Below are 26,063 nucleotides of genomic sequence, written 5' to 3' on the forward strand. Positions count from 1 at the left end.
GGGGCCACTCCCCGCGGGGGCGGCCCCTTCGTCATGACGGCAGGACGGCGGTCAGCCCAGCTTGCTCACGTCCCGCACCGCGCCCTTGTCCGCGCTCGTCGCCATCGCGGCGTAGGCGCGCAGCGCGGCGGTGATCTTGCGGTCGCGGTTCTTCGGGGCGTAGTTGCCGTTCAGGGCCTGCTCGCGGCGGGCCAGTTCGGCGTCGTCCACCAGCAGTTCGATGGTGCGGTTCGGGATGTCGATGCGGATCCGGTCGCCGTCCTCGACCAGGGCGATGGTGCCGCCCGAGGCCGCCTCCGGGGAGGCGTGGCCGATGGAGAGGCCCGAGGTGCCGCCGGAGAAGCGGCCGTCGGTGATCAGCGCGCAGCTCTTGCCGAGGCCGCGGCCCTTCAGGTACGAGGTCGGGTAGAGCATCTCCTGCATGCCGGGGCCGCCCTTGGGGCCCTCGTAGCGGATGACGACGACGTCGCCCTCCTTGACCTCATGGGTGAGGATCCGCTGGACGGCCTCCTCCTGGGACTCGCAGACCACGGCCGGGCCCTCGAAGGTCCAGATCGACTCGTCCACGCCGGCCGTCTTGACCACGCAGCCGTCGACGGCCAGATTGCCGCGCAGCACCGCGAGGCCGCCGTCCTTGGAGTAGGCGTGCTCGGCGGAGCGGATGCAGCCGCTCTCGGCGTCGTCGTCCAGGGACTCCCAGCGCTCGGACTGGGAGAACGCCTCGGCGGAGCGGACGCAGCCGGGGGCCGCGTGCCACAGCTCGACGGCCTCGGGGGACGGGGAGCCGCCGCGCACGTCCCAGGTCTTGAGCCAGTCGGCGAGGGATGGGCTGTGCACGGCGTGCACGTCCTCGTTGAGCAGGCCCGCGCGGTGCAGTTCGCCGAGGAGGGCGGGGATGCCGCCGGCGCGGTGCACGTCCTCCATGTAGTACGTACGGTTCTTGCCCACGTTCGGCGCGACCTTGGCGAGGCAGGGGACGCGGCGCGAGACGGCGTCGATCTCCTCCAGGCCGAAGGCGACGCCCGCCTCCTGGGCGGCGGCCAGCAGGTGCAGGATCGTGTTGGTGGAGCCGCCCATCGCGATGTCCAGGGCCATGGCGTTCTCGAAGGCCTGGAAGGTGGCGACATTGCGGGGCAGGACCGTCTCGTCGTCCTGCTCGTAGTAGCGCCGGGTCACGTCCATGACGGTGCGGGCGGCGTCGACGTAGAGCTGCTTGCGCGCGGTGTGGGTGGCGAGGACCGAGCCGTTGCCGGGCAGGGAGAGGCCGATGGCCTCGGTCAGGCAGTTCATCGAGTTGGCGGTGAACATGCCGGAACAGCTGCCGCAGGTCGGGCAGGCGTTCTCCTCGATGCGCAGGATGTCCTCGTCGGAGACCTTGTCGTTGGCGGCTTCCGCGATGGCGTCGATCAGGTCGAGGGAGCGCACGGTGCCGTCGACCAGGGTGGCGCGGCCGGCCTCCATGGGGCCGCCGGAGACGAAGACCGTCGGGATGTTCAGGCGCAGGGCGGCCATCAGCATGCCCGGGGTGATCTTGTCGCAGTTGGAGATGCAGACCAGGGCGTCGGCGCAGTGGGCCTCGACCATGTACTCCACGGAGTCCGCGATCAGGTCGCGGGAGGGCAGCGAGTAGAGCATGCCGCCGTGGCCCATGGCGATGCCGTCGTCCACCGCGATGGTGTTGAACTCGCGCGGGATGCCGCCCGCCTCGGTGATCGCCTCGCTGACGATCCGGCCGACCGGCTGGAGGTGGGTGTGGCCCGGCACGAACTCGGTGAACGAGTTGGCGACCGCGATGATCGGCTTACGGCCGATGTCCGCGCCGGGTACACCGGAGGCACGCATAAGGGCGCGGGCGCCCGCCATGTTGCGGCCGTGGGTGACTGTGCGGGACCTCAGCTCGGGCATCGTCGCTCGCTCCTCGATGAACAGTTCTGGCTTTCTCCGAGCCTACGCCGACGCTCCAAGGAATGGACACGCTTGTCCGGAATGCGGGACGGGCATTTCATCGGGGCCGCCCTGCGCCCGTGGCCGGGGCTGCCTTCAGGGCTGTGTGCTGCTGCCTTCAGGGCTGTGTGGTGCCGCCTTCAGGGCTGTGTGAGGTGCTTCTGCACGACGGGTGACACGCGCGCGATGATCTCCTCCACGTCCGCCGAGGCGAGCGGTTCCAGCTTGAGGACGTAGCGCATCAGGGCCGTACCCACCAGCTGCGCGGCGGCCAGCTCGGCGCGCAGCTCGGCGTCCGGCAGGTCCAGCCGGGCCGCGACCCGGCGCACCAGCTGGGCGGCGACCAGGCGGCGGAAGACGGCGGCGGCGGTCTCGTTGGTGACGGCCGAGCGCAGGATCGCGAGCAGCGGGGCGCGGGTGGTGGGGTTCTCCCAGACGCCGAGAACGAAGCGGGCCAGCCGCTCCCCCACGCCGTCCGCCGGGCCCTCGGCGAGGGTGTCGGGGGCGGCGAGGGCGGGGGCGAAGGCGACCTCCACGGCCGCCGCGAAGACCTGTTCCTTGGTGCCGAAGTAGTGGTGGACCAGCGCGGAGTCCACGCCGGCCGCCTTGGCGATCTGGCGTACGGAGGTCTTGTCGTACCCGTGCGCGGAGAACTCCTCGCGGGCCGCGGTGAGGATGCGGTCCCGGGTGCCGGCGGACTCGGCGCGCGAGGGGCGGCCGCGGCGGCGGGCGGGGGGCCCGAAGGGCGGCTCGGCGGACGCGGTGGGGTCGGTCATCGTCGCGGGAGGCGGACGGCGGCGGCCAGGTGCTTGCGGGTGAAGGCGAGGGCCTCGGCGAGGTCGGCCTCGCGCTCGGCGCCGGACATCGCCCGCCGGGTGTTGACCTCGATGACGACGTGGCCGCCGAAACCGGAGACGGCCAGGTGCTCCAGCAGCTCGGCGCAGGGCTGGTCGCCGCGCCCCGGCACCAGGTGCTCGTCCTTGGCCGAGCCGCGCCCGTCGGCGAGGTGGACATGGCCGAGCCGGTCGCCCATGCGGCCGAGCATCTCCAGGGCGTCGGTACGGGCCGTCGACGTATGGCTGAGATCGATCGTGAAGTGCCGGTAGTCGTCCTGGGTGACGTCCCAGGCGGGGGCGTAGGCGAGCATCTCGCGGTCGCGGTAGCGCCAGGGGTACATGTTCTCGACCGCGAACCGTACGTCCGTCTCGTCCGCCATCCGCCAGACGCCGGCGACGAAGTCCCGGGCGTACTGGCGCTGCCAGCGGAACGGCGGGTGCACGACGACGGTGGAGGCGCCCAGCTTCTCGGCGGCGGCCCGGGCGCGGCGCAGCTTGGTCCACGGGTCGGTGGACCAGACGCGCTGCGTGATCAGCAGGCACGGGGCGTGCACGGCGAGGATCGGGATGCCGTGGTGGTCCGAGAGGCGGCGCAGCGCGTCGATGTCCTGGCTGACGGGGTCGGTCCAGACCATGACCTCGACGCCGTCGTAGCCGAGGCGCGCGGCGATCTCGAAGGCCGTCGCCGTGGACTCCGGGTATACGGAGGCCGTCGACAGCGCTACGGGAACGTCCCTTGGTTCAGCCACGCCGACACCTTAAGGGGTGGGAAGGTCCGCGTGTCGGGTGCTGCTCGCCGGTGTGAGCCAGGCCATCGGGCCCCTCGGGAGTGCTCAAGCGGAGCCCATGTGATCGAGTCGCCGCAGGATCACGCCCTCGCGCAGCGCCCAGGGGCATATCTCCAGGCTCTCCACCCCGAAGAGGTCCATCGCGCCCTCCGCCACCAGGGCGCCCGCCAGGAGCTGGCCCGCCCTGCCGTCGGAGACGCCCGGCAGTTCGGCGCGCTGGTCGGTGGTCATGCCGGACAGGCGGGGGACCCATGCCTCCAGGGATTCGCGTTTGAGCTCGCGCTGGACGTAGAGGCCGTCGGCGCTGCGGGCGGCGCCGGCGATGCGGGCCAGCTGCTTGAAGGTCTTGGAGGTGGCGACGACATGGTCGGGGGCGCCGAAGCGGGCGAACTCGCCGACCGTACGGGCGATCTCCGCGCGGACATGGCGGCGCAGGGCGCGTACGTCGTCCGGGGCGGGCGGATCGCCCGGCAGCCAGCCGGCGGTGAGGCGGCCGGCGCCGAGCGGGAGGGAGGCGGCGGCGTCCGGTTCCTCGTCGATGCCGAAGGCGATCTCCAGGGAGCCGCCGCCGATGTCCAGGACCAGCAGCTTCCCGGCGGACCAGCCGAACCAGCGGCGTACGGCGAGGAAGGTGAGGCGGGCCTCCTCGGCGCCGGAGAGCACCTGGAGCCGTACGCCGGTCTCCTCGGCGACGCGGGCGAGGACCTCGTCGGCGTTGCCGGCCTCGCGGACGGCGGAGGTCGCGAAGGGGAGCAGGTCCTCGACGCCCTTGTCCTCGGCGGCCTGGAGCGCGTCCCGTACGACGTCGACGAGCTTCTCGATGCCGTCGTCGCCGATGGCACCGCTGTCGTCGAGGAGTTGGGCGAGCCGAAGGTCGGCCTTGTGCGAATGCGCGGGCAGCGGCCGCGCGCCGGGGTGGGCGTCCACCACCAGCAGATGCACCGTGTTCGAACCCACGTCCAGGACACCGAGTCTCATATACGGAACGCTACTGCCAGAACGCGGCTCCACGGTCCCCGGACCGGGGGCGGGGCACTTACCCTGGACGGGTGCCAAAGACGAAAAAGGCGAAGTCCGCGAAAGCCGGTAAGACGGACAAGGCCGGCAAGACCGCCAAAGTTGCCAAGGGGTCGAAGGTGAGCGACGAGAAGGGGCTCGACTTCGCGCGCGCGTGGGTGGAGTTTCCGGACCCGGCGGACGACGAACAGGTCTTCCGCTGCGATCTGACGTGGCTGACCTCGCGCTGGAGCTGCATCTTCGGCAGCGGCTGCCAGGGCATCAAGGCAGGGCGCGCGGACGATGGGTGCTGCACGTTGGGGGCGCACTTCTCCGACGAGGACGACGAGAAGCGGGTCGCCGGGCATGTGGCGCGGCTCACGCCGGAGATCTGGCAGCACCACGCCGAGGGCACGAAGGACGGCTGGGTCTCGGAGGACGAGGAGGGGTCCCGGCAGACGCGGCCCTTCCAGGGGTCCTGCATCTTCCAGAACCGGCCCGGGTTCGCGGGCGGCGCGGGGTGCTCGCTGCACATCCTCGCGCTGAAGGAGGGCCGGGAGCCGCTGGAGACCAAGCCGGACGTGTGCTGGCAGCTGCCGGTCCGGCGGACGTACGAGTGGATCGACCGGCCCGACGACACACGGGTGCTCCAGATCTCCATCGGTGAGTACGACCGCAGGGGCTGGGGACCGGGCGGCCACGATCTGCACTGGTGGTGCACGTCGGCCACGTCGGCGCACGGTGCGGGGGAGCCGGTGTACGTGTCCTACCGCGCGGAGCTGACGGAGCTGATGGGCAAGGAGGGCTACGACCGGCTGGCCGAGCTCTGCGAGGAGCGCCTCTCCGCCGCGCTCCCCCTGCTGGCCCCCCACCCGGCGGACCCGACCCCCTGACGCCGCCGTCTCCCCGCCGGGCTGCACAGCCGGGCGGGTCCGGGCCACCCCTTTTCCCACCCACCCACCCGACTCGGTCGGCTGATGGGTGCCCCCGCACACTGCCCCGAGCTGAACAGCCGAGCGGCGTGCGGGCCCCGCCCTCTCCCAGCCACCCACCCGACTCGGTCGGCTGATGGGTTCACGGGCACACTGCTCCCAGCCGGAACCCCACGCCGAGTGAGCGGTCCGGCATGGGCTTCCCCGCTCCGCCCAGCCGCCTCGACGGGCTGATAACCGGAACACGGCGAACAGACCGACTCGGCGAGCCGACCGAGAGGGCACCCCGGCCGGAACACGGCGGCCAAGGACCCTCTGACCGCCCGTCCGACAACTCAGCCAGCTGACGGGCTCCCCCGGTGGGGCTCCCGTTCAGCCGGAACGCCATCAAAAACCGGCCCCCTCACCCCTCGCTCCCCCGCCCGCCCTACCCAACAGCGGGTCCCGAACTCTCACCCCAGCACGGCGACCGCCCACCGAAGTCCCCCGCGCGCCCTCACCGTAGGCGGCGAACAGGACCCCGTCGCGGCGTCCTAGCTCCCCGACGGAGTCGGTGTCTCGGTGGTCGTCCCGGACGGTGTCGGGGTGGGGGATGTGGAGGGCGGGGGGTCGGTCGGGGTGGGGGAAGGGGTCGGTGGGGTGGGGGGAGGGGAGGTGGAGGGGGAGGTCGGGGTCGGAGTCGGTGGTGGGGGCGGGGTGGGGAGGGGGCCGGAGCCGGTGATGGTGACCACCGCGCCGGCGGGGGCGATGGAGATCCGGGCCCGCCAGGCGCCCCGGGGTTCGTGGAGGTGGTCGACGTACGCCTTCAGCGTCACGCTCTCGCCGGAGGCCAGCGTGCCCGAGGACTGGCTCAGATACAGCCACGCGGAGCCGGTCACGGCGGACCAGCGGACCGGCTCTGTACCCGTCGCGGTCAGCGTGATCAGCGTGGTGTCGCCGTCGTTCGCCGCCGTCACCGACAGACTCCCGGTCGAACCGTCCGCCGTACCGGGCGCGACGCTCATCACCTCCACCGAGACATCCGGCTTGCCGTCCTTCCCCGCGCCCGGCTTCACGCTCGCGCTGCCCGCGTTCTCGTACCCCCCGCCCGTGCCGTTCCCGCCGATCGCGTCCGGGCCCCGCGCCTCGCGCGCGGTGCCGGGGTGGGCGTCCGGCTCCCCCGTCGGCGCGCCCCGGTACGCCGCCCACAGGGCCAGCACCGGCGCCGCCACCACCGTCGCCACCACCGTCGTCGTCACCGCGCGGGACCGCAGCCGGTCGCGGCGGGCCGCGCGGTCCCTGGGGTCCATCGGGAAGCCCCGCCGGTCGAAGCGGGGCGCGTCCGCGACCTTCGCCCGGGAGCGCGGGACGAGGGCCGCGCGGGGCGCCTCCAGGACGGGCAGCTCGGCGGGGGTGACCGTGGTGCCGGGCCAGCGGCCGGGGGCCGCGCGTTCGGCGCTGCGCCGGCAGCGCGGGCAGTCGTCGACATGCCGTACCAGCTCACGGCGGAGCGCGGTGCTGAGGATCAGCCTGCTGTCGCCGGTGAGATGGGCGACGCTCGGGCAGCCGCCGGACTCCACCACGGCGAGCGCGGCCCGGGTCCGCTCGACCTCGCAGGCGGCCGTGGCGAGCAGATCGCGGGCGGCGGCCGGTGCCACGCCGAGGACGGCGGCGACCTCGGGGGCGGTCAGACGGTGGCGGACGGCGAGCTCCAGGGCCTCGCGCTGCTCGGGCGTGGTTCCGGCCGCCTCCGGCCAGGCGAGCAGGGTCAGTTCGCGGTGCCGGCGCTCCTGGACCTCCGGGGGGAGGGCCGGGCCGGGCGCCTCGGGGTCCATTCCCCTGCCGCCCCTCCCGCTCTTCGCCGCGGCTCTGCCGGTACGGCCCGCCGCATGGGTGGCCTGACGTTTCTGCTTCGCCTCGGCCAGCTTGCGCAGACACGCCCACCGGGCCAGCGCGTACAGCCAGGCCCTGCGCTCCCCGTCGGTCCCCGGCCCGCGGTGGGCCCGCCGCTCGGCCAGGGCGAGGGCGTCGCCGAGCGCGGCGGTGGCCGTGTCGTGGTCGCACAGGATGGACAGGCAGTAGGTGAACAGGCCGTCCAGATACGACTCGTAGCGCGTCGACTCCCGCCGGGCGATGGTCCGCGCGGCGGCACGGTCCCGCGCCTCACGGGCGTCTCGCGCATCCCGCGCATCCCGCGCGTCATGCGCCTCACACGCTTCATGTGACTCAGACACACCAGGCCTCCGCACACCCTCGCGCGGTTCACGCCCCTCGCGCGCCTCTCGTGCTTCGCGCGCCACGCCGTGCGCCCGGTGCGCGCCGGTGGTGCGGGTGGTGGTCTCCGGGCTGCTGCTCATCACCCGTGCGACCGTAGGCGTCGGCGGAGCGCCCCTTCTGGAGCCTTGAGCACTTTTAATCCGTACGGGTGAAACGATCCCTCATAAGGGGACAGGAACCCTTTGCTCCGGGGCCGGATTCCGCGGGCCGCCGGCCGAAGCCCGTCCACCCACTTGGCGGCCCCCGGTCCCGTTGTCAGTGCCGCGGGCTACGGTTTCCGCATGGCTGCCCGTACCAAGACCACCAAGGACCGTCCGTCCTACCGCTGCACCGAGTGCGGCTGGCAGACGGCCAAGTGGCTCGGCCGCTGCCCCGAGTGCCAGGCGTGGGGCACCGTCGAGGAGTACGGCGCGCCCGCGGTCCGCACCACGGCGCCCGGCCGGGTCGTCACCTCCGCGCTGCCCATCGGCCAGGTCGACGGCCGGCAGGCCACCGCCCGCTCCACCGGAGTGCCGGAGCTGGACCGGGTGCTCGGCGGCGGGCTCGTACCGGGCGCGGTGGTGCTGCTGGCGGGCGAGCCCGGCGTCGGCAAGTCCACCCTGCTGCTGGACGTGGCGGCCAAGGCGGCGAGCGAGGAGCACCGCACCCTCTATGTCACCGGCGAGGAGTCGGCGAGCCAGGTGCGGCTGCGCGCCGACCGCATCAACGCGCTGCACGACCAGCTGTATCTGGCCGCCGAGACCGACCTCTCCGCCGTCCTCGGGCATCTGGACGAGGTCAAGCCCTCCCTGCTGATCCTGGACTCGGTGCAGACGGTCGCCTCCCCGGAGATCGACGGCGCGCCCGGCGGCATGGCCCAGGTCCGTGAGGTGGCCGGGGCGCTGATCCGGGCCTCCAAGGAGCGCGGCATGTCCACGCTGCTGGTCGGCCATGTCACCAAGGACGGCGCGATCGCGGGCCCGCGCCTGCTGGAGCACCTGGTGGACGTGGTGCTGCACTTCGAGGGCGACCGGCACGCCCGGCTCCGCCTGGTCCGCGGCGTGAAGAACCGGTACGGCGCGACGGACGAGGTCGGCTGCTTCGAGCTGCACGACGAGGGGATCATCGGCCTGGCCGACCCCAGCGGCCTCTTCCTGACCCGGCGCGACGAACCGGTGCCGGGCACCTGTCTGACCGTGACCCTGGAGGGCCGCCGCCCGCTGGTGGCCGAGGTGCAGGCGCTGACCGTGGACTCCCAGATCCCCTCCCCCCGGCGCACCACGTCGGGCCTGGAGACCTCCCGGGTGTCGATGATGCTGGCCGTGCTCGAACAGCGCGGCCGGATCAGCGCGCTCGGCAAGCGGGACATCTACTCGGCCACGGTCGGCGGCGTGAAGCTGTCCGAGCCCGCCGCCGACCTGGCCATCGCCCTGGCGCTGGCCTCCGCCGCGAGCGACACCCCGCTGCCGAAGAACCTGGTGGCCATCGGCGAGGTGGGTCTCGCCGGCGAGGTGAGACGGGTCACGGGCGTGCAGCGCAGGCTCGCCGAGGCCCACCGGCTCGGCTTCACGCATGCGCTGGTCCCGGGCGATCCGGGGAAGACCCCGCCGGGGATGAAGGTGCTGGAAGTCGCGGACATGGGGGATGCGCTGCGGGTCCTGCCCCGCTCCCGTCGCCGAGAGGCCCCACGGGAGCCGGAGGAGCGCCGGTAGACTTTGCCCAGGTCTCGCCCGTCCGTACGAACCGAGTGCGGGCACGGGCGCGCAGGCGAACCCCCGACCGGAGGAGTGCAGTGGCAGCCAACGACCGGGCAGCAGCTCCCGGAAAGTCCGGTGGGAGTGCCGGTTCCGATGGCCTGATGCGCGCCGCCCTGAGCGCCGTGGCACCCGGTACGGCCATGCGGGACGGCCTGGAGCGCATCCTGCGCGGCAACACCGGCGGGCTGATCGTGCTCGGCTCCGACAAGACCGTCGAGGCGATGTGCACGGGCGGTTTCGTGCTGGACGTGGAGTTCGCCGCGACCCGGCTGCGGGAGCTGTGCAAGCTGGACGGCGGCATCGTGCTCTCCTCGGACCTCTCGAAGATCCTTCGCGCGGGCGTGCAGCTGGTCCCGGACCCGACCATCCCCACCGAGGAGACCGGCACCCGGCACCGGACGGCGGACCGGGTCAGCAAGCAGGTCGGCTTCCCCGTCGTCTCCGTGTCCCAGTCGATGCGGCTGATCGCGCTCTACGTCGACGGCCAGCGCCGTGTCCTGGAGGACTCGGCGGCGATCCTCTCCCGTGCGAACCAGGCGCTGGCCACCCTGGAGCGGTACAAGCTCCGCCTGGACGAGGTGGCGGGCACCCTGTCGGCGCTGGAGATCGAGGACCTGGTGACGGTGCGGGACGTGTCCGCCGTCGCGCAGCGTCTGGAGATGGTGCGCCGGATCGCCACCGAGATCGCCGAGTACGTGGTGGAACTGGGCACCGACGGCCGGCTGCTCGCGCTCCAGCTGGAGGAGCTGATCGCGGGGGTCGAGCCGGACCGGGAGCTGGTCGTACGGGACTATGTGCCCGAGCCGACGGCCAAGCGCTCCCGCACGGTGGAGGAGGCCCTGTCCGAGCTGAACGCGCTCACCCAGGCCGAGCTGATCGAGGTCGGCACCGTGGCGCGGGCGCTGGGCTACACCGGGTCGCCCGAGACCCTGGACTCCGCGGTGTCCCCGCGGGGCTTCCGGCTGCTGGCCAAGGTGCCGCGGCTGCCGGGGGCGATCATCGACCGGCTGGTGGAGCACTTCGGCGGGCTGCAGAAGCTGCTGGCCGCGAGTGTGGACGACCTCCAGACGGTGGACGGCGTGGGCGAGGCGCGGGCGCGCAGCGTGCGGGAGGGACTCTCGCGGCTGGCCGAGTCCTCGATCCTGGAGCGGTACGTCTGATCTTCGGGCCCGGCAGGTCCGAGAAGTACCCGGCAGGTCCGAGAAGTACTAGTCCGCCGACAGCACGAACGACGCCTGGAGCTTCCCGTACCCCGGTGTCTTCGCCTCCAGCAGGTACGTCCCGGTCTTGGCGGTGCCGCCGGACGGGGTCGCGCAGTGGGCGGCGCTGGGGCGGCGGTCCCAGGTGACCGTGTAGGTGATGGTCTTGCCGGCCGGAACCCGGAAGAGCAGGTCGCCCGCGCCCTTGGGGCAGTCGGCGGAGGACCAGAAGGCGTTGTCGCCGTCGGCCGGGGTGATCGTCAACACCGTGTTCTTCGGGCCGAGATCGATCTTGCAGTCGGCGGACGAGGTGTTCTTCGCGGTGAGTTCAAAGGCCGGTGTCTGGTCCGGCGAGTAGGAGTTGTGCAGGCTGCGCAGGCCCAACGACACCGCGCCGGACGTGCAGTTCGCCAGCGTGGAGGAGCCGGACAGCGCGTCGCCCGCGGCGACCGCCCCGCCGCCCGCGGCGGACCCGCCGCCGGAGCCCGCGGCACCGCCCGCGCCCGAGCCGCCGTTTCCGTCGCCACCGCCGTCACCGGAACCCGACCCGGCCGACCCCGCCGAACCGCCGGACCCGGAGCCCGCGTCCGACCCGCCCGACTCGTCCCGCCCGCCCGGGTGTTGGCTGTACGCGGGGCCCGAGCCGGACGGTCCCGGCGTGATGGTGTTCGTGGGGTTCTTGCCGCCGGACGCGCCGGTGCCCTTCTTCCCGCCGCCCCCGCCTCCCGTCGTGACGATCCAGGCGATCAGCAGTGCCGAGACGGCGACCACCGACAGCAGTACGGCCCTCCTGCGCCAGTAGATGGAGGAGGGAAGCGGCCCGACCGGATTGCGCAGAGATCCCACGCCTGAACTCTACGAGAGTTCGGCGCGCGGCCTTGTCCCACCCGCCGTCCACGCACCAACTTTTCCGGATCATCATCCCGGTAACTGCCCCCGCAGGCACGGTTCTTCACTTACCGGCACGCTGGGTGACGGCCTCGTCACCCACGCCACCCCACGCGGCGTGGCAGGATCGGAAGGCCATGACCGAGAAAATCCACGCCCCCGTGATCGCCTGGTTCGACGCCCATGCCCGCGACCTCCCCTGGCGCCGCCCGGAGGCGGGCGCGTGGGGCGTGATGGTCAGCGAGTTCATGCTTCAGCAGACCCCGGTCAACCGGGTGCTGCCCGTCTACGAGCAGTGGCTGGCCCGCTGGCCGCGCCCCGCCGACCTGGCGAAGGAGGCGCCCGGCGAGGCGGTGCGCGCCTGGGGCCGGCTCGGCTATCCGCGCCGCGCGCTGCGGCTGCACGGCGCCGCGGTCGCCATAACGGAACGGCACGGCGGTGACGTACCGACGGAACACGCGCAACTGCTCGCGCTGCCCGGCATCGGGGAGTACACGGCCGCCGCCGTGGCCTCGTTCGCCTACGGGCAGCGGCACCCGGTGCTGGACACGAATGTGCGACGGGTGCTGGCGCGCGCGGTGACGGGGGTGCAGTACCCACCGAACGCGACGACCGCGGCCGAGCGGCGCCTGGCCCGGGAGCTGCTGCCTGAGGACGAGCGGACGGCCGCGCGCTGGGCCGCCGCCTCCATGGAGCTGGGCGCGCTGGTGTGCACCGCGAAGAACGAGGGGTGCACGCGCTGCCCGATCGCCGCGCAGTGCGCCTGGCGGCAGGCGGGCAAGCCGGAGCACCAGGGACCGCCGCGGCGCGGGCAGACGTACGCCGGTACGGACCGGCAGGTGCGCGGCAAGCTGCTCGCCGTGCTGCGGGAGGCGCACACCCCGGTGCCGCAGGCGCGGCTGGACCGGGTGTGGCACGAGCCGGTGCAGCGGGCCCGCGCGCTGGACGGGCTGGTGACCGACGGACTGGTGGAGCCGCTGCCCGGCGGTCTGTACCGGTTGCCCCTGACCTGATGCACAGTCAGATCACAGCGCCGCCCGCACTGTTACGGGCCGCCTCGCTCAATCAGAGCACAATAAAGGCCCCATAACTGGACATAAGCACCACACTCTTTATCCCGTTCCTACGGCCGTTACACAACCGACGGATAGCCGATTGCTAGCCGAAGGCTGGTCCGCACAGCCTCGTGACAACGACTGCCTACTTTCATTTCCGTGCCCGACAGACCACGGGCCGGCAGGACAGCGGGACTTCGGCGGGGGCCGAAGCACACGGGGAACGGAGGCGGTTGAACATGGCGCAGGGCGAGGTGCTCGCATTCGAGGAGTACGTCCGCACACGACAGGACGCGCTGCTGCGCAGTGCGCGCCGGCTGGTGCCGGACCCCGTGGACGCGCAGGACCTGCTCCAGACCGCGCTGGTGCGGACGTACGGCCGCTGGGACGGCATCGCCGACAAGCGGCTCGCGGACGCCTATCTGCGCCGGGTCATGATCAACACCCGGACCGAGTGGTGGCGGGCCCGCAAGCTGGAGGAGGTCCCCACCGAGCAGCTGCCGGACGCCTGTGTGGAGGACTCCACCGAGCAGCACGCCGACCGGGCCCTGCTGATGGACATCCTGAAAGTTCTCGCGCCCAAGCAGCGCAGTGTCGTGGTGCTGCGACACTGGGAGCAGATGTCGACCGAGGAGACGGCCGCGGCCCTGGGCATGTCGGCCGGTACGGTCAAGAGCACGCTGCACCGGGCGCTCGCCCGGCTCCGCGAGGAGCTGGAGGCCCGCGACCTGGACGCACGGGCGCTGGAGCGTGAGGAGCGGGAGCGTTGCGCGGCCTGACAGGGCCCGGGCCGGACTCGGCCCGTGGGAGTTGGCTGGCGGTGATCGCGGCGGTGGCCTCGGTCACCGCCCTCGCCCTTTTCGTCGGTGCGTGCGGCACGGGCGGCCTGGGGGCCCGGGACGAGGGCCCGGCCCACGCCTCGGCGGTGGCCGGGGCCGGCGCCGTGGCCTCGCCGTCACCCTCGCCGAACGATCCGGACAAGTACCGGAAGGTGGACGCCGTGCAGCTGCTCAAGCAGGATCCGGCGGTGTCCGCCACCGTCAAACGGGAGCTGAAGCCGTGCAGCGGCAACGAGTACCCCGTGGACATCTCCTACGGTGATCTGACCGGGTCCCCGGTGGACGACGTCGTGATCAACGTGCTGACATGCGCGGACGCGGTCGGGATCGGCTCGTATGTGTACCGGGACGATTCCGGCACCTTCAAGAACGTGTTCCGGACCGAGGAATCGCCGGTCTACGCCGAGATCGACCAGGGCCGGCTGTCGGTGACCAGGCAGTATTACGAGAAGGGCGATCCCATCTCCAGCCCGTCCGGTGAGATCGTGACGCCGTACAGCTGGAAGGCGGGACGGTTCACGCCGGGCAAGAGCGTGCGCAACGAGTACAGCAAGTCGGCCGGGCAGGTCCCGACGCCGGTGCCGGACAGCTGAACCGCCCTTCGACCGGACCACCAGCACTTCGTAAGGACAGAGAGCACCGGGATGGCAGACCAGACCCACGTTCTGTTCGTCGAGGACGACGACGTCATCCGCGAGGCCACACAGCTCGCCCTGGAGCGGGACGGCTTCGCGGTCACCGCCATGCCCGACGGGCTCTCGGGCCTTGCGGCGTTCCGGGCGAACCGCCCCGACATCGCCCTGCTCGATGTGATGGTGCCGGGTCTCGACGGGGTCAGCCTGTGCCGCCGGATCCGGGACGAGTCGACGGTGCCGGTGATCATGCTGTCGGCGCGCGCCGACTCCATCGACGTCGTCCTCGGCCTGGAGGCCGGCGCGGACGACTATGTGACCAAGCCGTTCGACGGCGCCGTACTGGTCGCCCGGATCCGGGCGGTCCTGCGCCGCTTCGGGCACGCCGGCCACTCCGCGCACCCGGAGGAGCCCGAGTCCGCGGTGCAGGGCGGCACGCTGACCTTCGGCGATCTGCGGATCGACACCGACGGCATGGAGGTGCTGCGGGACGGCCGGCCGGTGGCGCTCACCCCGACCGAGATGCGGCTGCTGCTGGAGTTCTCCTCGGCGCCCGGGACCGTGCTCTCCCGTGACAAGCTCCTGGAGCGCGTGTGGGACTACGGCTGGGGCGGGGACACCCGTGTGGTCGACGTCCATGTGCAGCGGCTGCGGCAGAAGATCGGCCAGGACCGGATCGAGACGGTCCGCGGCTTCGGCTACAAGCTGAAGGCCTGAACGGAGCGGTATGCGGGGGTTTTGGCGCCATCCGGTCCGGCGCATGGAGCGCGTGGGCCTGCACACCGGGATCCGGTGGAAGCTCAGTGCGGCGATCGCGCTGGTCGCCGGTCTCGTGGCGATCGCGTTGAGCCTGGTCGTGCACGACGCGGCCCGGGTCTCGATGCTGGACAACGCGCGCGACCTGGCCAATGACCGGGTCCAACTGGCACAGCGCAACTACGAGTTGTCCGGGCGGACGAACTTCCCGAACATAAAGATCGACGATCCGGAAATGCCGCCGGCCTTGCGCGAGAAGGTGATGGCCGGGCGCCGGGCGAGCGATGTCTCCGACCGGGGCTCGGGTCCGCCGGACATCTGGGCGGCGGTACCGGCCAAGGACGGGCATGTGCTGTCGCTGCACAGCCACTTCCCGGACCGTTCCATGGATGTGATGAAGGACCTGGACCAGGCCCTGGTCATCGGGTCCATCGCGGTCGTCCTCGGCGGCAGCGCGCTCGGTGTGCTGATCGGCGGGCAGCTGTCCGGCCGGCTGCGCAAGGCCGCGGCCGCGGCGCACCAGGTCGCGCGGGGCGAGACCGAGGTACGGGTGCGGGAGTCCATCGGCGGGGTCGTACGGGACGAGACCGACGATCTCGCGCGGGCGGTGGACGCGATGGCGGACGCGCTGCGGCAGCGCCTGGAGGCCGAGCGGCGGGTCACCGCGGACATCGCGCACGAGCTGCGCACCCCGGTGACCGGACTGCTGACGGCCGCCGAGCTGCTGCCGCCGGGCCGGCCCACCGAGCTGGTGCTGGACCGGGCCAAGGCGATGCGCACGCTGGTGGAGGACGTGCTGGAGGTGGCCCGCCTGGACAGCGCCTCGGAGCGGGCCGAGCTCCAGGACATCCTGCTGGGCGAGTTCGTCGCGCGGCGGGTGGCGGCGAAGGATCCGGACATCGTCGTACGGGTCGTGCACGAGTCGGAGGTGACGACCGACCCGCGCCGCCTGGAACGCGTGCTGTTCAACCTGCTCGCCAATGCCGCGCGGCACGGGCGGCCGCCGATCGAGGTGAGCGTCGAGGGCCGGGTGATCCGGGTCCGCGACCACGGTCCCGGCTTCCCCGAGGCGCTCCTCGCGGAGGGCCCGAGCCGTTTCCGCACCGGCAGCACGGACCGCGCGGGACAGGGCCACGGCCTCGGCCTGACCATCGCCGCCGGCCAGGCCCGCGTGCTCGGCGCCCGCCTCACCTTCCGCAACATCCGCCCCGCCGGCCTCCCCCCGGAACTCCCGGCGGAGGGCGCGGTGGCGGTCCTGTGGCTGCCCGAGCACGCACCGACGAACACGGGGAGCTATCCGATGCTGCCGCTGTCGGGGGGAGCGGGCTGAGAGTGCCGTCCCCGGCGACCGGATCCCGCCGGCGACTTTTTCCCTGGACGCATCAATGGGTTCCCCCGGACCAGAAGCCACGTCTTCGGCAGGCGTCGTACCACCTCTTGCCCGCCGTCTTTATTGCATGCCGCGCCTGGCTGCGCGCCACCCGCTACGTGGGCACGGTCAGCCCCACGCAGACGGATCCCAACATGCGCGCCAAGCACAAGTCGGCGTACCACCGGAGGAGTTCACCCGCCGGCAGATCAAGACCGCCTCCGTCGCCCACTTGACCTTCACCCCGACGTCAAGGTTGATGCTGCCCCCCATGCACACACCACAGAATCCTTCCGCCGAGCGAGGTAGCGGCTGGGCGCTGACCGTCCTGACCCTGTGCGCGTTCACCCTCGGCACCGGCGAGATCATGATCGCGGGACTGCTGCCGGAGATCGCCGACGACGCTGGGGTCTCCCTGTCCACGGCCGGGCTGCTGGTCAGCTCCTTCGCCCTGACCGTCGTCATCGGCGGCCCCGTCCTGGCCTTGACCACAGGACGCGCCCGGCGACGACGGCTGCTGATCGCCCTGATGCTCACCTATGTCCTCGGCAACGTCATATCCGCCGTGGCACCGTCGTTCTGGCTGCTGGCCACCGGCCGGATCGTCGCCGCGCTGGCCCACTCGGCCCTGATGCCGCTGTTCTTCGGCATCGCGGCGGACGTCGTGCCGCCGGACAAGCGCGGCATGGCGGTAGCCCGGGTCTCCCTCGGCTTCAGTCTGGCGATGATCGCCGGACTGCCCATCGGCACCGCCCTCGGCCAGTGGCTGAGCTGGCACGCCACGTTCTGGGCGATCGCCGCGCTCACCCTCGCGGCCACCGTGCCGGTCGCGGCCCTCGCGCCCGACACCCCGGGCATCTCCGAAGCCGAGGACCAGGGCCGGCTCAGGGAGTTGCGGGTTCTCGGCGATCGCCGGGTGCAGGTCGTCACCGGCATCACCGCGCTCGCCGCCGCCGCCTCCTTCACCGCGTACACGTACGTCACCCCGCTGCTCACCGACACCGTCGGCTTCGGCGAATCGACGGTCACCGTGCTGCTCTTGCTGTTCGGCATCGGCGGCACGGTGGGCAACCTCATCGGCGGCCGGCTGACCGACCGCTCGGTGCTCGGTGCGATCGCCCTCTCCGTCGCGGCACTTGCCGTGTCCCTGCTGCTCCTGGGCGCGTCGACCGGCGTCAAGGTGGTGGCGGTGGCGTTCCTGTTCCTTTTCGGTGCCGCGTACTACGCGGTGATCCCGGCCGTGAACACACGGCTGCTCAATGTGGATTCGCGGCAGGCCCGCACCCTGGCACTGACCGTGCAGAGCTCCGCGTTCAACCTCGGTACGGCGCTGGGCGGCTGGCTCGGCGGCCGGGTCATCGCCGAGGGCGCCGGGCTGCGCTGGCTGCCCGTGGTGGGCTCGCTGGTCGCGCTGGCCGCCCTGCTGCTCGCCGTCGGCGAGGTGAGAGGGGAACGCCGCGGCACAGCGGCGCGGGAGCCGGCCGTACACTCCGTGCCCACGCCTTCCGCGCCCGCGCCGGTCGCCGGGGAGCAGGCGTCCCGGAGCACCCACTGAACGTTCGTCACCCATGGCCAGAGGAGAGCGGCACATGCGCATCGGGGAGCTCGCGCACACCACCGGTACGACCACTCGCGCGCTGCGGTACTACGACGAGCACGGACTGCTGCATCCCGAGCGCACCTCCAACGGCTACCGCACGTACGGGTCGGAGGCCGTCCGGATCGTGGAGAACATCCGGCTGCTCCTGGCCGCCGGGCTCACCACGGAGGACCTGCTGCTCATCGACGGCTGTCTGCGCGACGAGTTGCTGAGCGACCATGACTGCGCGGACCCCCGCGCCAAGATCGCCGTCTTCGAGCAGCGGCTGGCGGTGATCCAGCAGCGCATCGGCGATCTCACGCGCGTGCGGAACCAGTTGCTCGACCGGCTCGGCGAACTGCGCAGGGGGACCTGCCCGTCCGCGGGCAGGTCCGGCGCCCAGCGTCCGGCGGCCTGACCGAAGCGGACGTACGGAAGGATCGCGCCCCGAGGGGGCGGGGGGAACTGCGCGACCAGCCCACGACGGCCGGCGGTCGATGACGTACCGGAAGCCCGCCAGGAACCCCCGGTACGACGAAGGCCCCCGGGGCGGGCACCCGCCGGGGGCCTTCGTCGTACCGGGGCCCGGTCAGACCGCCTCGACCAGCGGAGCGACCTGCTCCTCCGGCTGAGCCGCCTGCGGGCCACCCCGCAGCGGGACCTCCTTGACGAAGAGCGCGCCGACGAGCACCAGGACGGCGATCACGGCGCCCAGCAGGAACGCGGAGTGCGTACCCGCGGAGACCGCGTGCTGGTAGGCCTCGCGGGCCAGCGGCGGCAGCTTCGCCAGGCTCTTGGCGTCCAGCTGGGCGGACTGCTCGGTGATGCCCTTGCCGAGCGCACCGGCCCGCTCGGCCATGACGTCCTTGACCTTGTTGTTGAACAGCGCGCCCATGATGGCGACACCGAACGAGGAGCCGAGCGTACGGAACAGCGTCGTGGACGAGGACGCGACGCCCATGTCCTTCATCTCCACGCTGTTCTGCGCCACCAGCATGGTGATCTGCATCAGGCAGCCCATGCCGAGGCCGAGGACGGCCATGTAGACGCCGGAGGTGAAGCGGCTCGTGCCGGTGTCCATCAGCGACAGCAGGTACAGGCCCGCGACCATCAGCACACCGCCGACGATCGGAAAGACCTTGTAGCGCCCGGTGTTGGTGGTGACCCGCCCGGCGACCATCGACGTCACCAGCATCGCGCCGAGCATCGGCAGCAGCAGCAGACCGGAGTTGGTCGCCGACGCGCCCTGCACCGCCTGCTGGTACAGCGGCAGGAACAGCGTCGCGCCGAACATCACGAAGCCGGTGATGAAGCCGATCACGGACATCAGGGTGAAGTTGCGGTTGCGGAAGATGTGCAGCGGCAGCACCGGGTCGGCGGCCTTCGTCTGCCAGAACACGAACCCGGCCAGCGCCACCACGCCGATGGCTATGAGCTCCATGATCCGCGCGGAGGTCCAGGCGTACTCGCTGCCGCCCCAGGTGGTGACCAGCACGATCGAGGTGATGCCGATGGTCAGCAGCGCGACACCGAGGTAGTCGATGCCCGCCTTGGCCCGCTTGCGCGGCAGGTGCAGCACCGCGCTGACCAGGACCAGCGCGACCGCGCCGAGCGGCAGGTTGATGTAGAAGGACCAGCGCCAGCCCCAGTTGTCGGTGATGGTGCCGCCGACCAGCGGACCGCCGATCATCGCCAGCGCCATCACGGCGGCCATCATGCCCTGGTACTTGCCCCGCTCCCGCGGCGGCACGAGGTCACCGATGATCGCCATGACGCCGACCATCAGACCGCCGGCGCCGAGGCCCTGGATGGCGCGGAAGCCGATCAGCTCGCCCATGTTCTGGGCCATGCCGCTGAGCGCGGAGCCGATCAGGAAGATCACGATCGAGCTGAGGAAGGCGCCCTTGCGCCCGTACATGTCACCGAGCTTGCCCCAGATCGGGGTGGAGGCCGCGGTGGCCAGGGTGTAGCCGGTGACCACCCAGGACAGGTGCTCCAGGCCGCCCAGCTCGCCGACGATGGTGGGCATCGCGGTGCCCACGATCATGTTGTCGAGCATCGCGAGCATCATCGCGATCATGAGCGCGAGCAGTACGACGCGTACGCTCCGCTGTTTCTTGCCCTCCCGGGGGCTCTCCACCGTGTCCGCCATCTCTTCCCTACTCCCCCTCGGCGACTACTTACTTGCCGCCCGGCTAGTTAGTACACTGCGCAAGGTAGAGGGCAAACTAGCCGGGCGTCAAGTAAGTTTCCGCAGAAGCGCGAGGAGTACGAGGATGGGCGTCACCATGGACGGCACCAAGCAGCAGCGCCGCGGCAACACCCGCCAGCGCATCCAGGACGTCGCGCTCGAACTCTTCGCCGAGCAGGGCTACGAGAAGACCTCGCTGCGCGAGATCGCCGAGCGCCTCGACGTCACCAAGGCGGCCCTGTACTACCACTTCAAGACCAAGGAAGAGATCATCGTCAGCCTCTTCGAGGACCTGACGCAGCCGATCGCCGACCTGATCGAGTGGGGACGCGGCCAGCCGCACACCCTGGAGACGAAGCAGGAGATCCTGCGGCGCTACAGCGAGGGGCTCTCGAACGCGGAGCCGCTCTTCCGCTTCATGCAGGAGAACCAGGCGACCGTGCGGGAGCTGCGCATCGGCGAGACCTTCAAGGACCGCATGCACGACCTGCGGGACATACTGATGGACCCGGACGCCGAGCTGGTCGACCAGGTGCGCTCGCTCAGCGCGATGTTCACCCTGCACGCCGGGATGTTCGTGATGCAGGACCTGGCGGGCGATGTGGAGAAGCGCCGCCAGGCCGTGCTGGAGGTCGCCCTGGACCTGGTCACCCAGGCCCACGAGCACGCCCAGGCCGGCACCGACGACTGAGCCGCCCACGTCGACTCACTCGACTCGGGCGGCTCGGACGGCTCGCTCGGCGGCTCATACGGCCCGCCCGGCTCAGACGCGGACGCCCTTGCCCTTCAGGAAGGGCACCGGGTTGAGGGCGGAGCCGTAGTTCGGGGTGGTACGGATCTCGAAGTGCAGGTGGGGACCCGTGGAGTTGCCGGTGGAGCCGGACAGGGCGATGTGCTGGCCCGTCTTCACCTTCTGGCCGATCTTGACGTCGACGCGGGACAGGTGCGCGTACTGGGAGTAGACGCCGTTCTCGTGCTTGATCACGATGGCGTTGCCGTACGCGGGACCGTCACCGGCGCCGTTGGGGCCGGCCTTGACGACGGTGCCGCCGTGCACGGAGAAGACCTCGGTACCGGTGGACACCGCGAAGTCCTGGCCGCTGTGCTTGGCGACCCAGTGGGCGCCGGACTGGTTGAAGCCCGCGGAGAGCGAGTACTTCTTCACCGGGTCGACCCAGGAGGCCGCCGACGGAGCGGCGCTCGCGACTCCGGCGCCCAGCACGACCGGGACAGCGACACCGGCGGCCAGGAAGGCGGCGCGGGTACGGAGCGAGGACGTACGGGTGGCACGGAACGTGAAGCGCTTGGACATCGAGACCTCGTGAACTCGGGGACAGATCAGCCGCCCGGCGGACAGGCGTTCACCGCGGCGGCCATCCCTTGGTAACCGATCGCCCCGGCCGGGCGAAAGCGGTACATCTACGGCGCCCGGTAGTAGATGAGTCGAAAACTACCCATCGTCTTGACAGCCCCCGCGTCTACCCGGCATCCCCCGTCATGAACTGCCCGTTTCCGCCGGAAACCGAGGATCTACGAGCCTTTTGCCCGCCCTTTACCCGCCCGATGGATCCCACTATCGGGGCTAGTAAGGGATAAATCGCCTGTGCGGCATGTCACCGGCTTCGCGTACCGGCGGGGCCCTGAATGTGATGCAGACCCCTATCCACCTACCGTTCGGTAACCCTACGGTTCCTCTCACGCCATCCGCACCACAGATCATGCACCTGCCATCCGGCACCGCGTACGTGACGTGAGAGGAACCCCCACCGATGACCAGCCCCCTGGCGCGCCGCCTCACCGTGACCGCCGTCTCCGTGGCCGCCCTGGCCGCCGTGGCCGCCCCGGCCCAGGCAGCGGACGCCACCACGGCCCCGGCCACCACCGCAGCAGCGAGCGCCACGACCGGCAAGGTCGACTTCGCCACCTGGCAGAACGACTGCCAGACGGTCATGGACCAGACCATGCCGTACCTGGAGCAGCGCATCGCCACCGCGAAGCCGGGCGAGAAGCAGGCCATCGTCTTCGACATCGACAACACCACGCTGGACACCGACCTGGGCTTCTCGATCCCCCAGAAGGCCAACAAGCCCGTGTTCGACGTCGCTCGGTACGCCCAGGACCACGGCGTCGCCCTCTTCTTCGTGACCGCCCGCCCGGGCATCATCGAGGCGCCCACCAAGTGGAACCTGGAGTACGACGGCTACCAGGTCTCCGGCATCTACGTGCGCGGCCTGTTCGACCTGTTCAAGAACGTCGCGGACTACAAGACCGCCCAGCGCGTCGACATCGAGAACAAGGGCTACGACATCATCGCCAACATCGGCAACAGCGCCACCGACCTGTCCGGCGGCCACGCCGACCGCACGTTCAAGCTGCCGGACTACAACGGCCAGCTCTCCTAGGGCAGTTAGGCTCCCTCCGTAGACTTCTGACGGCCCTGCGACCACGGGGGTGGCGGATGGAGCCGAAGGTACTGGGCGACAGACTCGCGCCCGCCGCGACCGGCCCGCTGGTGCGCAGGCCGCTCGCGGCGGAAGCGGTGGACTCGCCGTTCCCCGCAGGCTGCTGACCCTGGGCGACCTGGAGATGGACGCCGTCCAGGCCGTACGGCTCGGCCACCGGCAACTGGCCCGCGAACTGCTCCGCTGCGCGGACACCTGCCACTTCCTGGAGTTCCTCCTTCGTCGCCCGCACACTCGTGGAGCAGAGCCGGGCACAGGTCGAACTGATCGCCAGGGTGGACAAGTTGATCGTCCGCGTACCGCGCCGACGCCCGCGACACCGCCTTCGAGGACGCGCCGCCCGATCCGATGCCCGGGGAGCGCCCGGTGACCGGCACCGGGCGGCTGCGGGCCGAGGAAGCGTGCTGGCCGTGGCTGCGTCTCCAGGGCGCGCGGCGGATCGAGGAGTTCCTGGACGCGGGAATGCCGGAGACGACGATGTCCCTCATCCTGTCGGACATCTCCGACCTCACCGATTTAGGCGCTCTTCTTCCATTCGGCGAGCTGCGCGGTCTGTGGCTGGACGGCTGCCCGGCCGCACACGGCCTGGAGCGGCTTTCCGTTCTGCCGGTCGACGCACCGCTTGAATACCTGGCCCTCGGCAGGTCCAGTACCGACAGCACGGGATTACGGCGGGCTGAGCCACTGGCCGCTCACCGCGGAACCGACGGTCGGCGACTGGCACGAAGTCGCGGAACTCCCCGTCCTGACGGACCTCCATCAGAACGGGAGGATCGTCCGGGAATACTCTCGCTCTCTCACCCGTATGTCAGAACTCCCCCGCATCGAAGCACTTGAGGTCCGGATGCCGGCCGGCAACGAGGACTTCTCCCCCTGCCTCCCGCTGCCGAGAACTCTTCCCCAACGCCCGACTCACCGTGGAAGAAAACTGAAAGGGGCCGGTGCCCAAAAGCACCGGCCCCTTCAGTTGACGCGCCGCAGGCTTACGCGTCCTTGCTCAGGTTCGGCCCGCCACCCGCTGCCTGCTCGATCGGCGGGGCGTCCGGCAGGGCCGACTTCTCCTCGCCGCGGAAGGTGAAGGTCGCGTTGTCGCCCTCGCCCTCCGTGTCCACGACCACGATGTGGCCGGGGCGCAGCTCGCCGAAGAGGATCTTCTCGGAGAGGCTGTCCTCGATCTCGCGCTGGATGGTGCGGCGCAGCGGCCGGGCGCCCAGCACGGGGTCGTAGCCCTTCTTGGACAGCAGCTCCTTGGCGGACTGGGACAGCTCGATGCCCATGTCCCGGTCCTTCAGGCGCTCGTCCACCTTGCCGATCATCAGGTCGACGATCCGCAGGATGTCCTCCTGCGTCAGCTGCGGGAAGACGACCACGTCGTCGACGCGGTTGAGGAACTCGGGCCGGAAGTGCTGCTTGAGCTCGTCCTGGACCTTGTTCTTCATGCGCTCGTAGTTGGTCTTCGTGTCACCCGAGGCCGCGAAGCCCAGGTTGAAACCCTTGGAGATGTCCCGGGTGCCGAGGTTGGTCGTCATGATGATGACCGTGTTCTTGAAGTCCACGACCCGGCCCTGGGAGTCGGTCAGGCGACCGTCCTCCAAGATCTGGAGCAGCGAGTTGAAGATGTCCGGGTGGGCCTTCTCGACCTCGTCGAACAGGACGACGGAGAACGGCTTGCGGCGCACCTTCTCGGTCAGCTGGCCGCCCTCTTCGTAGCCCACGTAGCCGGGGGGCGAACCGAAGAGACGCGAGACCGTGTGCTTCTCGCTGAACTCCGACATGTCGAGGGAGATCAGCGCGTCCTCGTCGCCGAAGAGGAACTCGGCGAGCGCCTTGGACAGCTCGGTCTTACCGACACCAGACGGGCCGGCGAAGATGAACGAGCCACCGGGGCGCTTCGGGTCCTTCAGACCGGCGCGCGTACGGCGGATCGCCTTCGACAGCGCCTTGACGGCGTCGACCTGGCCGATGACCCGCTTGTGGAGCTCGTCCTCCATGCGCAGCAGACGGGAGGACTCCTCCTCGGTCAGCTTGAAGACCGGGATGCCGGTGGCAGTGGCGAGGACCTCGGCGATCAGCTCGCCGTCGACCTCGGCGACGACGTCCATGTCGCCGGCCTTCCACTCCTTCTCGCGCTTGGCCTTGGCGGCCAGGAGCTGCTTCTCCTTGTCGCGCAGCGAGGCGGCCTTCTCGAAGTCCTGCGAGTCGATCGCGGACTCCTTGTCCCGGCGGACGCCGGCGATCTTCTCGTCGAACTCGCGCAGGTCCGGCGGCGCGGTCATCCGGCGGATGCGCATCCGGGAGCCGGCCTCGTCGATCAGGTCGATGGCCTTGTCCGGCAGGAAGCGGTCCGAGATGTAGCGGTCGGCCAGGGTGGCGGCCTGGACCAGCGCCTCGTCGGTGATGGAGACGCGGTGATGCGCCTCGTACCGGTCACGCAGGCCCTTGAGGATCTCGATGGTGTGCGGCAGGGACGGCTCGGCGACCTGGATGGGCTGGAAGCGGCGCTCCAGGGCCGCGTCCTTCTCCAGGTGCTTGCGGTACTCGTCCAGCGTGGTCGCACCGATGGTCTGGAGTTCACCGCGGGCCAGCATCGGCTTGAGGATGGAGGCGGCGTCGATGGCGCCCTCGGCGGCACCCGCACCGACCAGCGTGTGCAGCTCGTCGATGAACAGGATGATGTCGCCGCGGGTGCGGATCTCCTTGAGGACCTTCTTCAGGCGCTCCTCGAAGTCACCGCGGTAGCGGGAACCGGCGACCAGGGCGCCGAGGTCCAGCGTGTAGAGGTGCTTGTCCTTCAGCGTCTCGGGCACCTCGCCCTTGACGATGGCCTGGGCGAGGCCCTCCACGACGGCGGTCTTACCGACGCCGGGCTCACCGATCAGCACCGGGTTGTTCTTGGTACGGCGGGACAGCACCTGCATGACCCGCTCGATCTCCTTCTCGCGCCCGATGACCGGGTCGAGCTTGGATTCACGGGCGGCCTGGGTGAGGTTCCGGCCGAACTGGTCCAGGACCAGGGAGGTCGAGGGGGTGCCCTCGGCCGGGCCGCCGGCGGCGGCGGTCTCCTTGCCCTGGTAACCGGAGAGCAGCTGGATGACCTGCTGCCGCACCCGGTTGAGGTCGGCACCCAGCTTGACCAGGACCTGGGCGGCGACGCCCTCGCCCTCACGGATCAGGCCGAGCAGGATGTGCTCCGTGCCGATGTAGTTGTGGCCCAGCTGAAGGGCCTCGCGGAGCGACAGCTCCAGGACCTTCTTGGCACGAGGAGTGAAGGGGATGTGCCCGGACGGGGCCTGCTGGCCCTGACCGATGATCTCCTCCACCTGCTGGCGGACCGCCTCGAGCGAAATGCCGAGGCTCTCCAGGGCCTTAGCGGCGACACCTTCGCCCTCGTGGATGAGACCCAGGAGGATGTGCTCGGTGCCGATGTAGTTGTGGTTGAGCATCCGGGCTTCTTCCTGAGCCAGGACGACAACCCGCCGCGCGCGGTCGGTGAACCTCTCGAACATCGTTAATCGCTCCTCAGAGCGGTCAGGCAGTGGGGGGAACTTCCCCTCCCTGTCCTTCCGCAGCTTAGTCCCGCAAGCGGGGACCGCTCATTCCAACTG

21 protein-coding genes are annotated in these 26,063 nt (G+C 71.0%); 12 read left to right on the top strand and 9 right to left on the bottom strand.

Annotated features, from left to right (window positions below; translation table 11 throughout):
- Nucleotides 1–51: 51 nt before the first annotated feature.
- From ilvD to HEP81_RS17375, 4 genes are all read right to left on the bottom strand, one after another.
- The gene (gene ilvD / locus HEP81_RS17360) at nucleotides 52–1,905 is read right to left on the bottom strand and encodes a dihydroxy-acid dehydratase (protein ID WP_037664350.1); all 1,854 of its coding nucleotides are present in this window, start codon (nucleotides 1,903–1,905) and stop codon (nucleotides 52–54) included.
- Between the two features lie 179 nt (nucleotides 1,906–2,084).
- A complete protein-coding gene (locus HEP81_RS17365) occupies nucleotides 2,085–2,720 on the bottom strand; it encodes a TetR/AcrR family transcriptional regulator (RefSeq protein ID WP_037664351.1) in 636 nt (211 codons plus the stop codon).
- The gene (locus HEP81_RS17370; protein ID WP_037664354.1) at nucleotides 2,717–3,529 is read right to left on the bottom strand and encodes a sugar phosphate isomerase/epimerase family protein; all 813 of its coding nucleotides are present in this window, start codon (nucleotides 3,527–3,529) and stop codon (nucleotides 2,717–2,719) included. The genes HEP81_RS17365 and HEP81_RS17370 overlap by 4 nt, the downstream gene beginning before the upstream one ends.
- An 84-nt stretch (nucleotides 3,530–3,613) precedes the next feature.
- Nucleotides 3,614–4,546, bottom strand: a complete 933-nt coding sequence (locus HEP81_RS17375; RefSeq protein ID WP_037664356.1) for a Ppx/GppA family phosphatase — start codon at nucleotides 4,544–4,546, stop codon at nucleotides 3,614–3,616.
- A 71-nt stretch (nucleotides 4,547–4,617) separates the two neighbouring features.
- On the opposite strand from HEP81_RS17375, the gene HEP81_RS17380 reads away from it, so the two are divergent.
- Nucleotides 4,618–5,457 (top strand): DUF3109 family protein, encoded by an 840-nt coding sequence (locus HEP81_RS17380; RefSeq protein ID WP_037664357.1) that lies wholly within the window; start codon nucleotides 4,618–4,620, stop codon nucleotides 5,455–5,457.
- Between the two features lie 572 nt (nucleotides 5,458–6,029).
- On the opposite strand, the gene HEP81_RS17385 is transcribed toward HEP81_RS17380, so the two are convergent.
- Entirely contained in the window at nucleotides 6,030–7,709 is a 1,680-nt protein-coding gene (locus tag HEP81_RS17385) for a BACON domain-containing protein (protein WP_338058746.1), read from the bottom strand.
- A 324-nt stretch (nucleotides 7,710–8,033) separates the two neighbouring features.
- Here HEP81_RS17385 and radA point away from each other — a divergent pair, with 324 nt between their 5' ends.
- Nucleotides 8,034–9,443, top strand: coding sequence for a DNA repair protein RadA (gene radA, locus HEP81_RS17390; protein WP_037660303.1), 1,410 nt, complete (start codon nucleotides 8,034–8,036; stop codon nucleotides 9,441–9,443).
- An 80-nt stretch (nucleotides 9,444–9,523) separates the two neighbouring features.
- Nucleotides 9,524–10,648, top strand: a complete 1,125-nt coding sequence (gene disA, locus HEP81_RS17395) for a DNA integrity scanning diadenylate cyclase DisA (protein ID WP_037660305.1) — start codon at nucleotides 9,524–9,526, stop codon at nucleotides 10,646–10,648.
- Nucleotides 10,649–10,696: 48 nt separating this feature from the next.
- Here the strand turns inward: disA and HEP81_RS17400 are convergent, their stop codons facing one another.
- Complete coding sequence (locus HEP81_RS17400; RefSeq protein ID WP_190276002.1) at nucleotides 10,697–11,533, bottom strand: hypothetical protein; 837 nt, start codon at nucleotides 11,531–11,533, stop codon at nucleotides 10,697–10,699.
- 179 nt (nucleotides 11,534–11,712) lie between these two features.
- Here HEP81_RS17400 and HEP81_RS17405 point away from each other — a divergent pair, with 179 nt between their 5' ends.
- The 7 genes from HEP81_RS17405 (at nucleotide 11,713) to HEP81_RS17435 (ending at nucleotide 18,223) form a co-directional block, all read left to right on the top strand.
- Complete coding sequence (locus HEP81_RS17405) at nucleotides 11,713–12,588, top strand: HhH-GPD family protein (protein ID WP_037660308.1); 876 nt, start codon at nucleotides 11,713–11,715, stop codon at nucleotides 12,586–12,588.
- A 281-nt stretch (nucleotides 12,589–12,869) separates the two neighbouring features.
- Nucleotides 12,870–13,409 (top strand): SigE family RNA polymerase sigma factor, encoded by a 540-nt coding sequence (locus HEP81_RS17410; protein ID WP_037660309.1) that lies wholly within the window; start codon nucleotides 12,870–12,872, stop codon nucleotides 13,407–13,409.
- Nucleotides 13,397–14,062, top strand: a complete 666-nt coding sequence (locus tag HEP81_RS17415) for a hypothetical protein (RefSeq protein ID WP_220511611.1) — start codon at nucleotides 13,397–13,399, stop codon at nucleotides 14,060–14,062. The genes HEP81_RS17410 and HEP81_RS17415 overlap by 13 nt, the downstream gene beginning before the upstream one ends.
- 51 nt (nucleotides 14,063–14,113) lie before the next feature.
- Nucleotides 14,114–14,818, top strand: a complete 705-nt coding sequence (gene cseB, locus HEP81_RS17420; protein ID WP_037660313.1) for a two-component system response regulator CseB — start codon at nucleotides 14,114–14,116, stop codon at nucleotides 14,816–14,818.
- Nucleotides 14,819–14,828: 10 nt separating this feature from the next.
- The gene (gene cseC, locus HEP81_RS17425; RefSeq protein ID WP_037660315.1) at nucleotides 14,829–16,187 is read left to right on the top strand and encodes a two-component system sensor histidine kinase CseC; all 1,359 of its coding nucleotides are present in this window, start codon (nucleotides 14,829–14,831) and stop codon (nucleotides 16,185–16,187) included.
- Nucleotides 16,188–16,497: 310 nt separating this feature from the next.
- On the top strand, nucleotides 16,498–17,781 hold the full coding sequence (locus tag HEP81_RS17430; RefSeq protein WP_078967571.1) for an MFS transporter: 1,284 nt from the start codon (nucleotides 16,498–16,500) through the stop codon (nucleotides 17,779–17,781).
- 34 nt (nucleotides 17,782–17,815) lie between these two features.
- Entirely contained in the window at nucleotides 17,816–18,223 is a 408-nt protein-coding gene (locus HEP81_RS17435; protein WP_051850454.1) for a MerR family transcriptional regulator, read from the top strand.
- A gap of 171 nt (nucleotides 18,224–18,394) precedes the next feature.
- Here the strand turns inward: HEP81_RS17435 and HEP81_RS17440 are convergent, their stop codons facing one another.
- Nucleotides 18,395–19,957 carry an MDR family MFS transporter gene (locus tag HEP81_RS17440; protein ID WP_051850455.1) on the bottom strand — a complete coding sequence of 521 codons (1,563 nt, stop codon included), beginning with the start codon at nucleotides 19,955–19,957 and terminating at the stop codon, nucleotides 18,395–18,397.
- 124 nt (nucleotides 19,958–20,081) lie between these two features.
- Between HEP81_RS17440 and HEP81_RS17445 the strand changes: the two genes are divergently transcribed.
- Entirely contained in the window at nucleotides 20,082–20,687 is a 606-nt protein-coding gene (locus HEP81_RS17445; protein ID WP_037660317.1) for a TetR/AcrR family transcriptional regulator, read from the top strand.
- Between the two features lie 72 nt (nucleotides 20,688–20,759).
- On the opposite strand, the gene HEP81_RS17450 is transcribed toward HEP81_RS17445, so the two are convergent.
- Nucleotides 20,760–21,308 carry a M23 family metallopeptidase gene (locus tag HEP81_RS17450; RefSeq protein WP_037660319.1) on the bottom strand — a complete coding sequence of 183 codons (549 nt, stop codon included), beginning with the start codon at nucleotides 21,306–21,308 and terminating at the stop codon, nucleotides 20,760–20,762.
- 457 nt (nucleotides 21,309–21,765) lie between these two features.
- Here HEP81_RS17450 and HEP81_RS17455 point away from each other — a divergent pair, with 457 nt between their 5' ends.
- Nucleotides 21,766–22,398 (top strand): HAD family acid phosphatase, encoded by a 633-nt coding sequence (locus HEP81_RS17455; RefSeq protein ID WP_037660321.1) that lies wholly within the window; start codon nucleotides 21,766–21,768, stop codon nucleotides 22,396–22,398.
- 1,043 nt (nucleotides 22,399–23,441) lie between these two features.
- Here HEP81_RS17455 and HEP81_RS17460 read toward each other — a convergent pair.
- Entirely contained in the window at nucleotides 23,442–25,964 is a 2,523-nt protein-coding gene (locus tag HEP81_RS17460) for an ATP-dependent Clp protease ATP-binding subunit (RefSeq protein ID WP_037660323.1), read from the bottom strand.
- Nucleotides 25,965–26,063 lie beyond the last annotated feature (99 nt).

It is taken from the genome of Streptomyces griseofuscus, from assembly GCF_014673495.1.
GTDB lineage: Bacteria > Actinomycetota > Actinomycetes > Streptomycetales > Streptomycetaceae > Streptomyces > Streptomyces murinus.

Bases quoted from the DNA above. Each gene is read 5' to 3' on its own strand.
- ilvD (WP_037664350.1), bottom strand. From the start codon at position 1,905: ATGCCCGAGCTGAGGTCCCGCACAGTCACCCACGGCCGCAACATGGCG.
- HEP81_RS17365 (WP_037664351.1), bottom strand. From the start codon at position 2,720: ATGACCGACCCCACCGCGTCCGCCGAGCCGCCCTTCGGGCCCCCCGCC.
- HEP81_RS17375 (WP_037664356.1), bottom strand. From the start codon at position 4,546: ATGAGACTCGGTGTCCTGGACGTGGGTTCGAACACGGTGCATCTGCTG.
- radA (WP_037660303.1), top strand. From the start codon at position 8,034: ATGGCTGCCCGTACCAAGACCACCAAGGACCGTCCGTCCTACCGCTGC.
- HEP81_RS17405 (WP_037660308.1), top strand. From the start codon at position 11,713: ATGACCGAGAAAATCCACGCCCCCGTGATCGCCTGGTTCGACGCCCAT.
- HEP81_RS17410 (WP_037660309.1), top strand. From the start codon at position 12,870: ATGGCGCAGGGCGAGGTGCTCGCATTCGAGGAGTACGTCCGCACACGA.
- cseB (WP_037660313.1), top strand. From the start codon at position 14,114: ATGGCAGACCAGACCCACGTTCTGTTCGTCGAGGACGACGACGTCATC.
- cseC (WP_037660315.1), top strand. From the start codon at position 14,829: ATGCGGGGGTTTTGGCGCCATCCGGTCCGGCGCATGGAGCGCGTGGGC.
- HEP81_RS17430 (WP_078967571.1), top strand. From the start codon at position 16,498: ATGCACACACCACAGAATCCTTCCGCCGAGCGAGGTAGCGGCTGGGCG.
- HEP81_RS17435 (WP_051850454.1), top strand. From the start codon at position 17,816: ATGCGCATCGGGGAGCTCGCGCACACCACCGGTACGACCACTCGCGCG.
- HEP81_RS17440 (WP_051850455.1), bottom strand. From the start codon at position 19,957: ATGGCGGACACGGTGGAGAGCCCCCGGGAGGGCAAGAAACAGCGGAGC.
- HEP81_RS17445 (WP_037660317.1), top strand. From the start codon at position 20,082: ATGGGCGTCACCATGGACGGCACCAAGCAGCAGCGCCGCGGCAACACC.
- HEP81_RS17450 (WP_037660319.1), bottom strand. From the start codon at position 21,308: ATGTCCAAGCGCTTCACGTTCCGTGCCACCCGTACGTCCTCGCTCCGT.
- HEP81_RS17455 (WP_037660321.1), top strand. From the start codon at position 21,766: ATGACCAGCCCCCTGGCGCGCCGCCTCACCGTGACCGCCGTCTCCGTG.
- HEP81_RS17460 (WP_037660323.1), bottom strand. From the start codon at position 25,964: ATGTTCGAGAGGTTCACCGACCGCGCGCGGCGGGTTGTCGTCCTGGCT.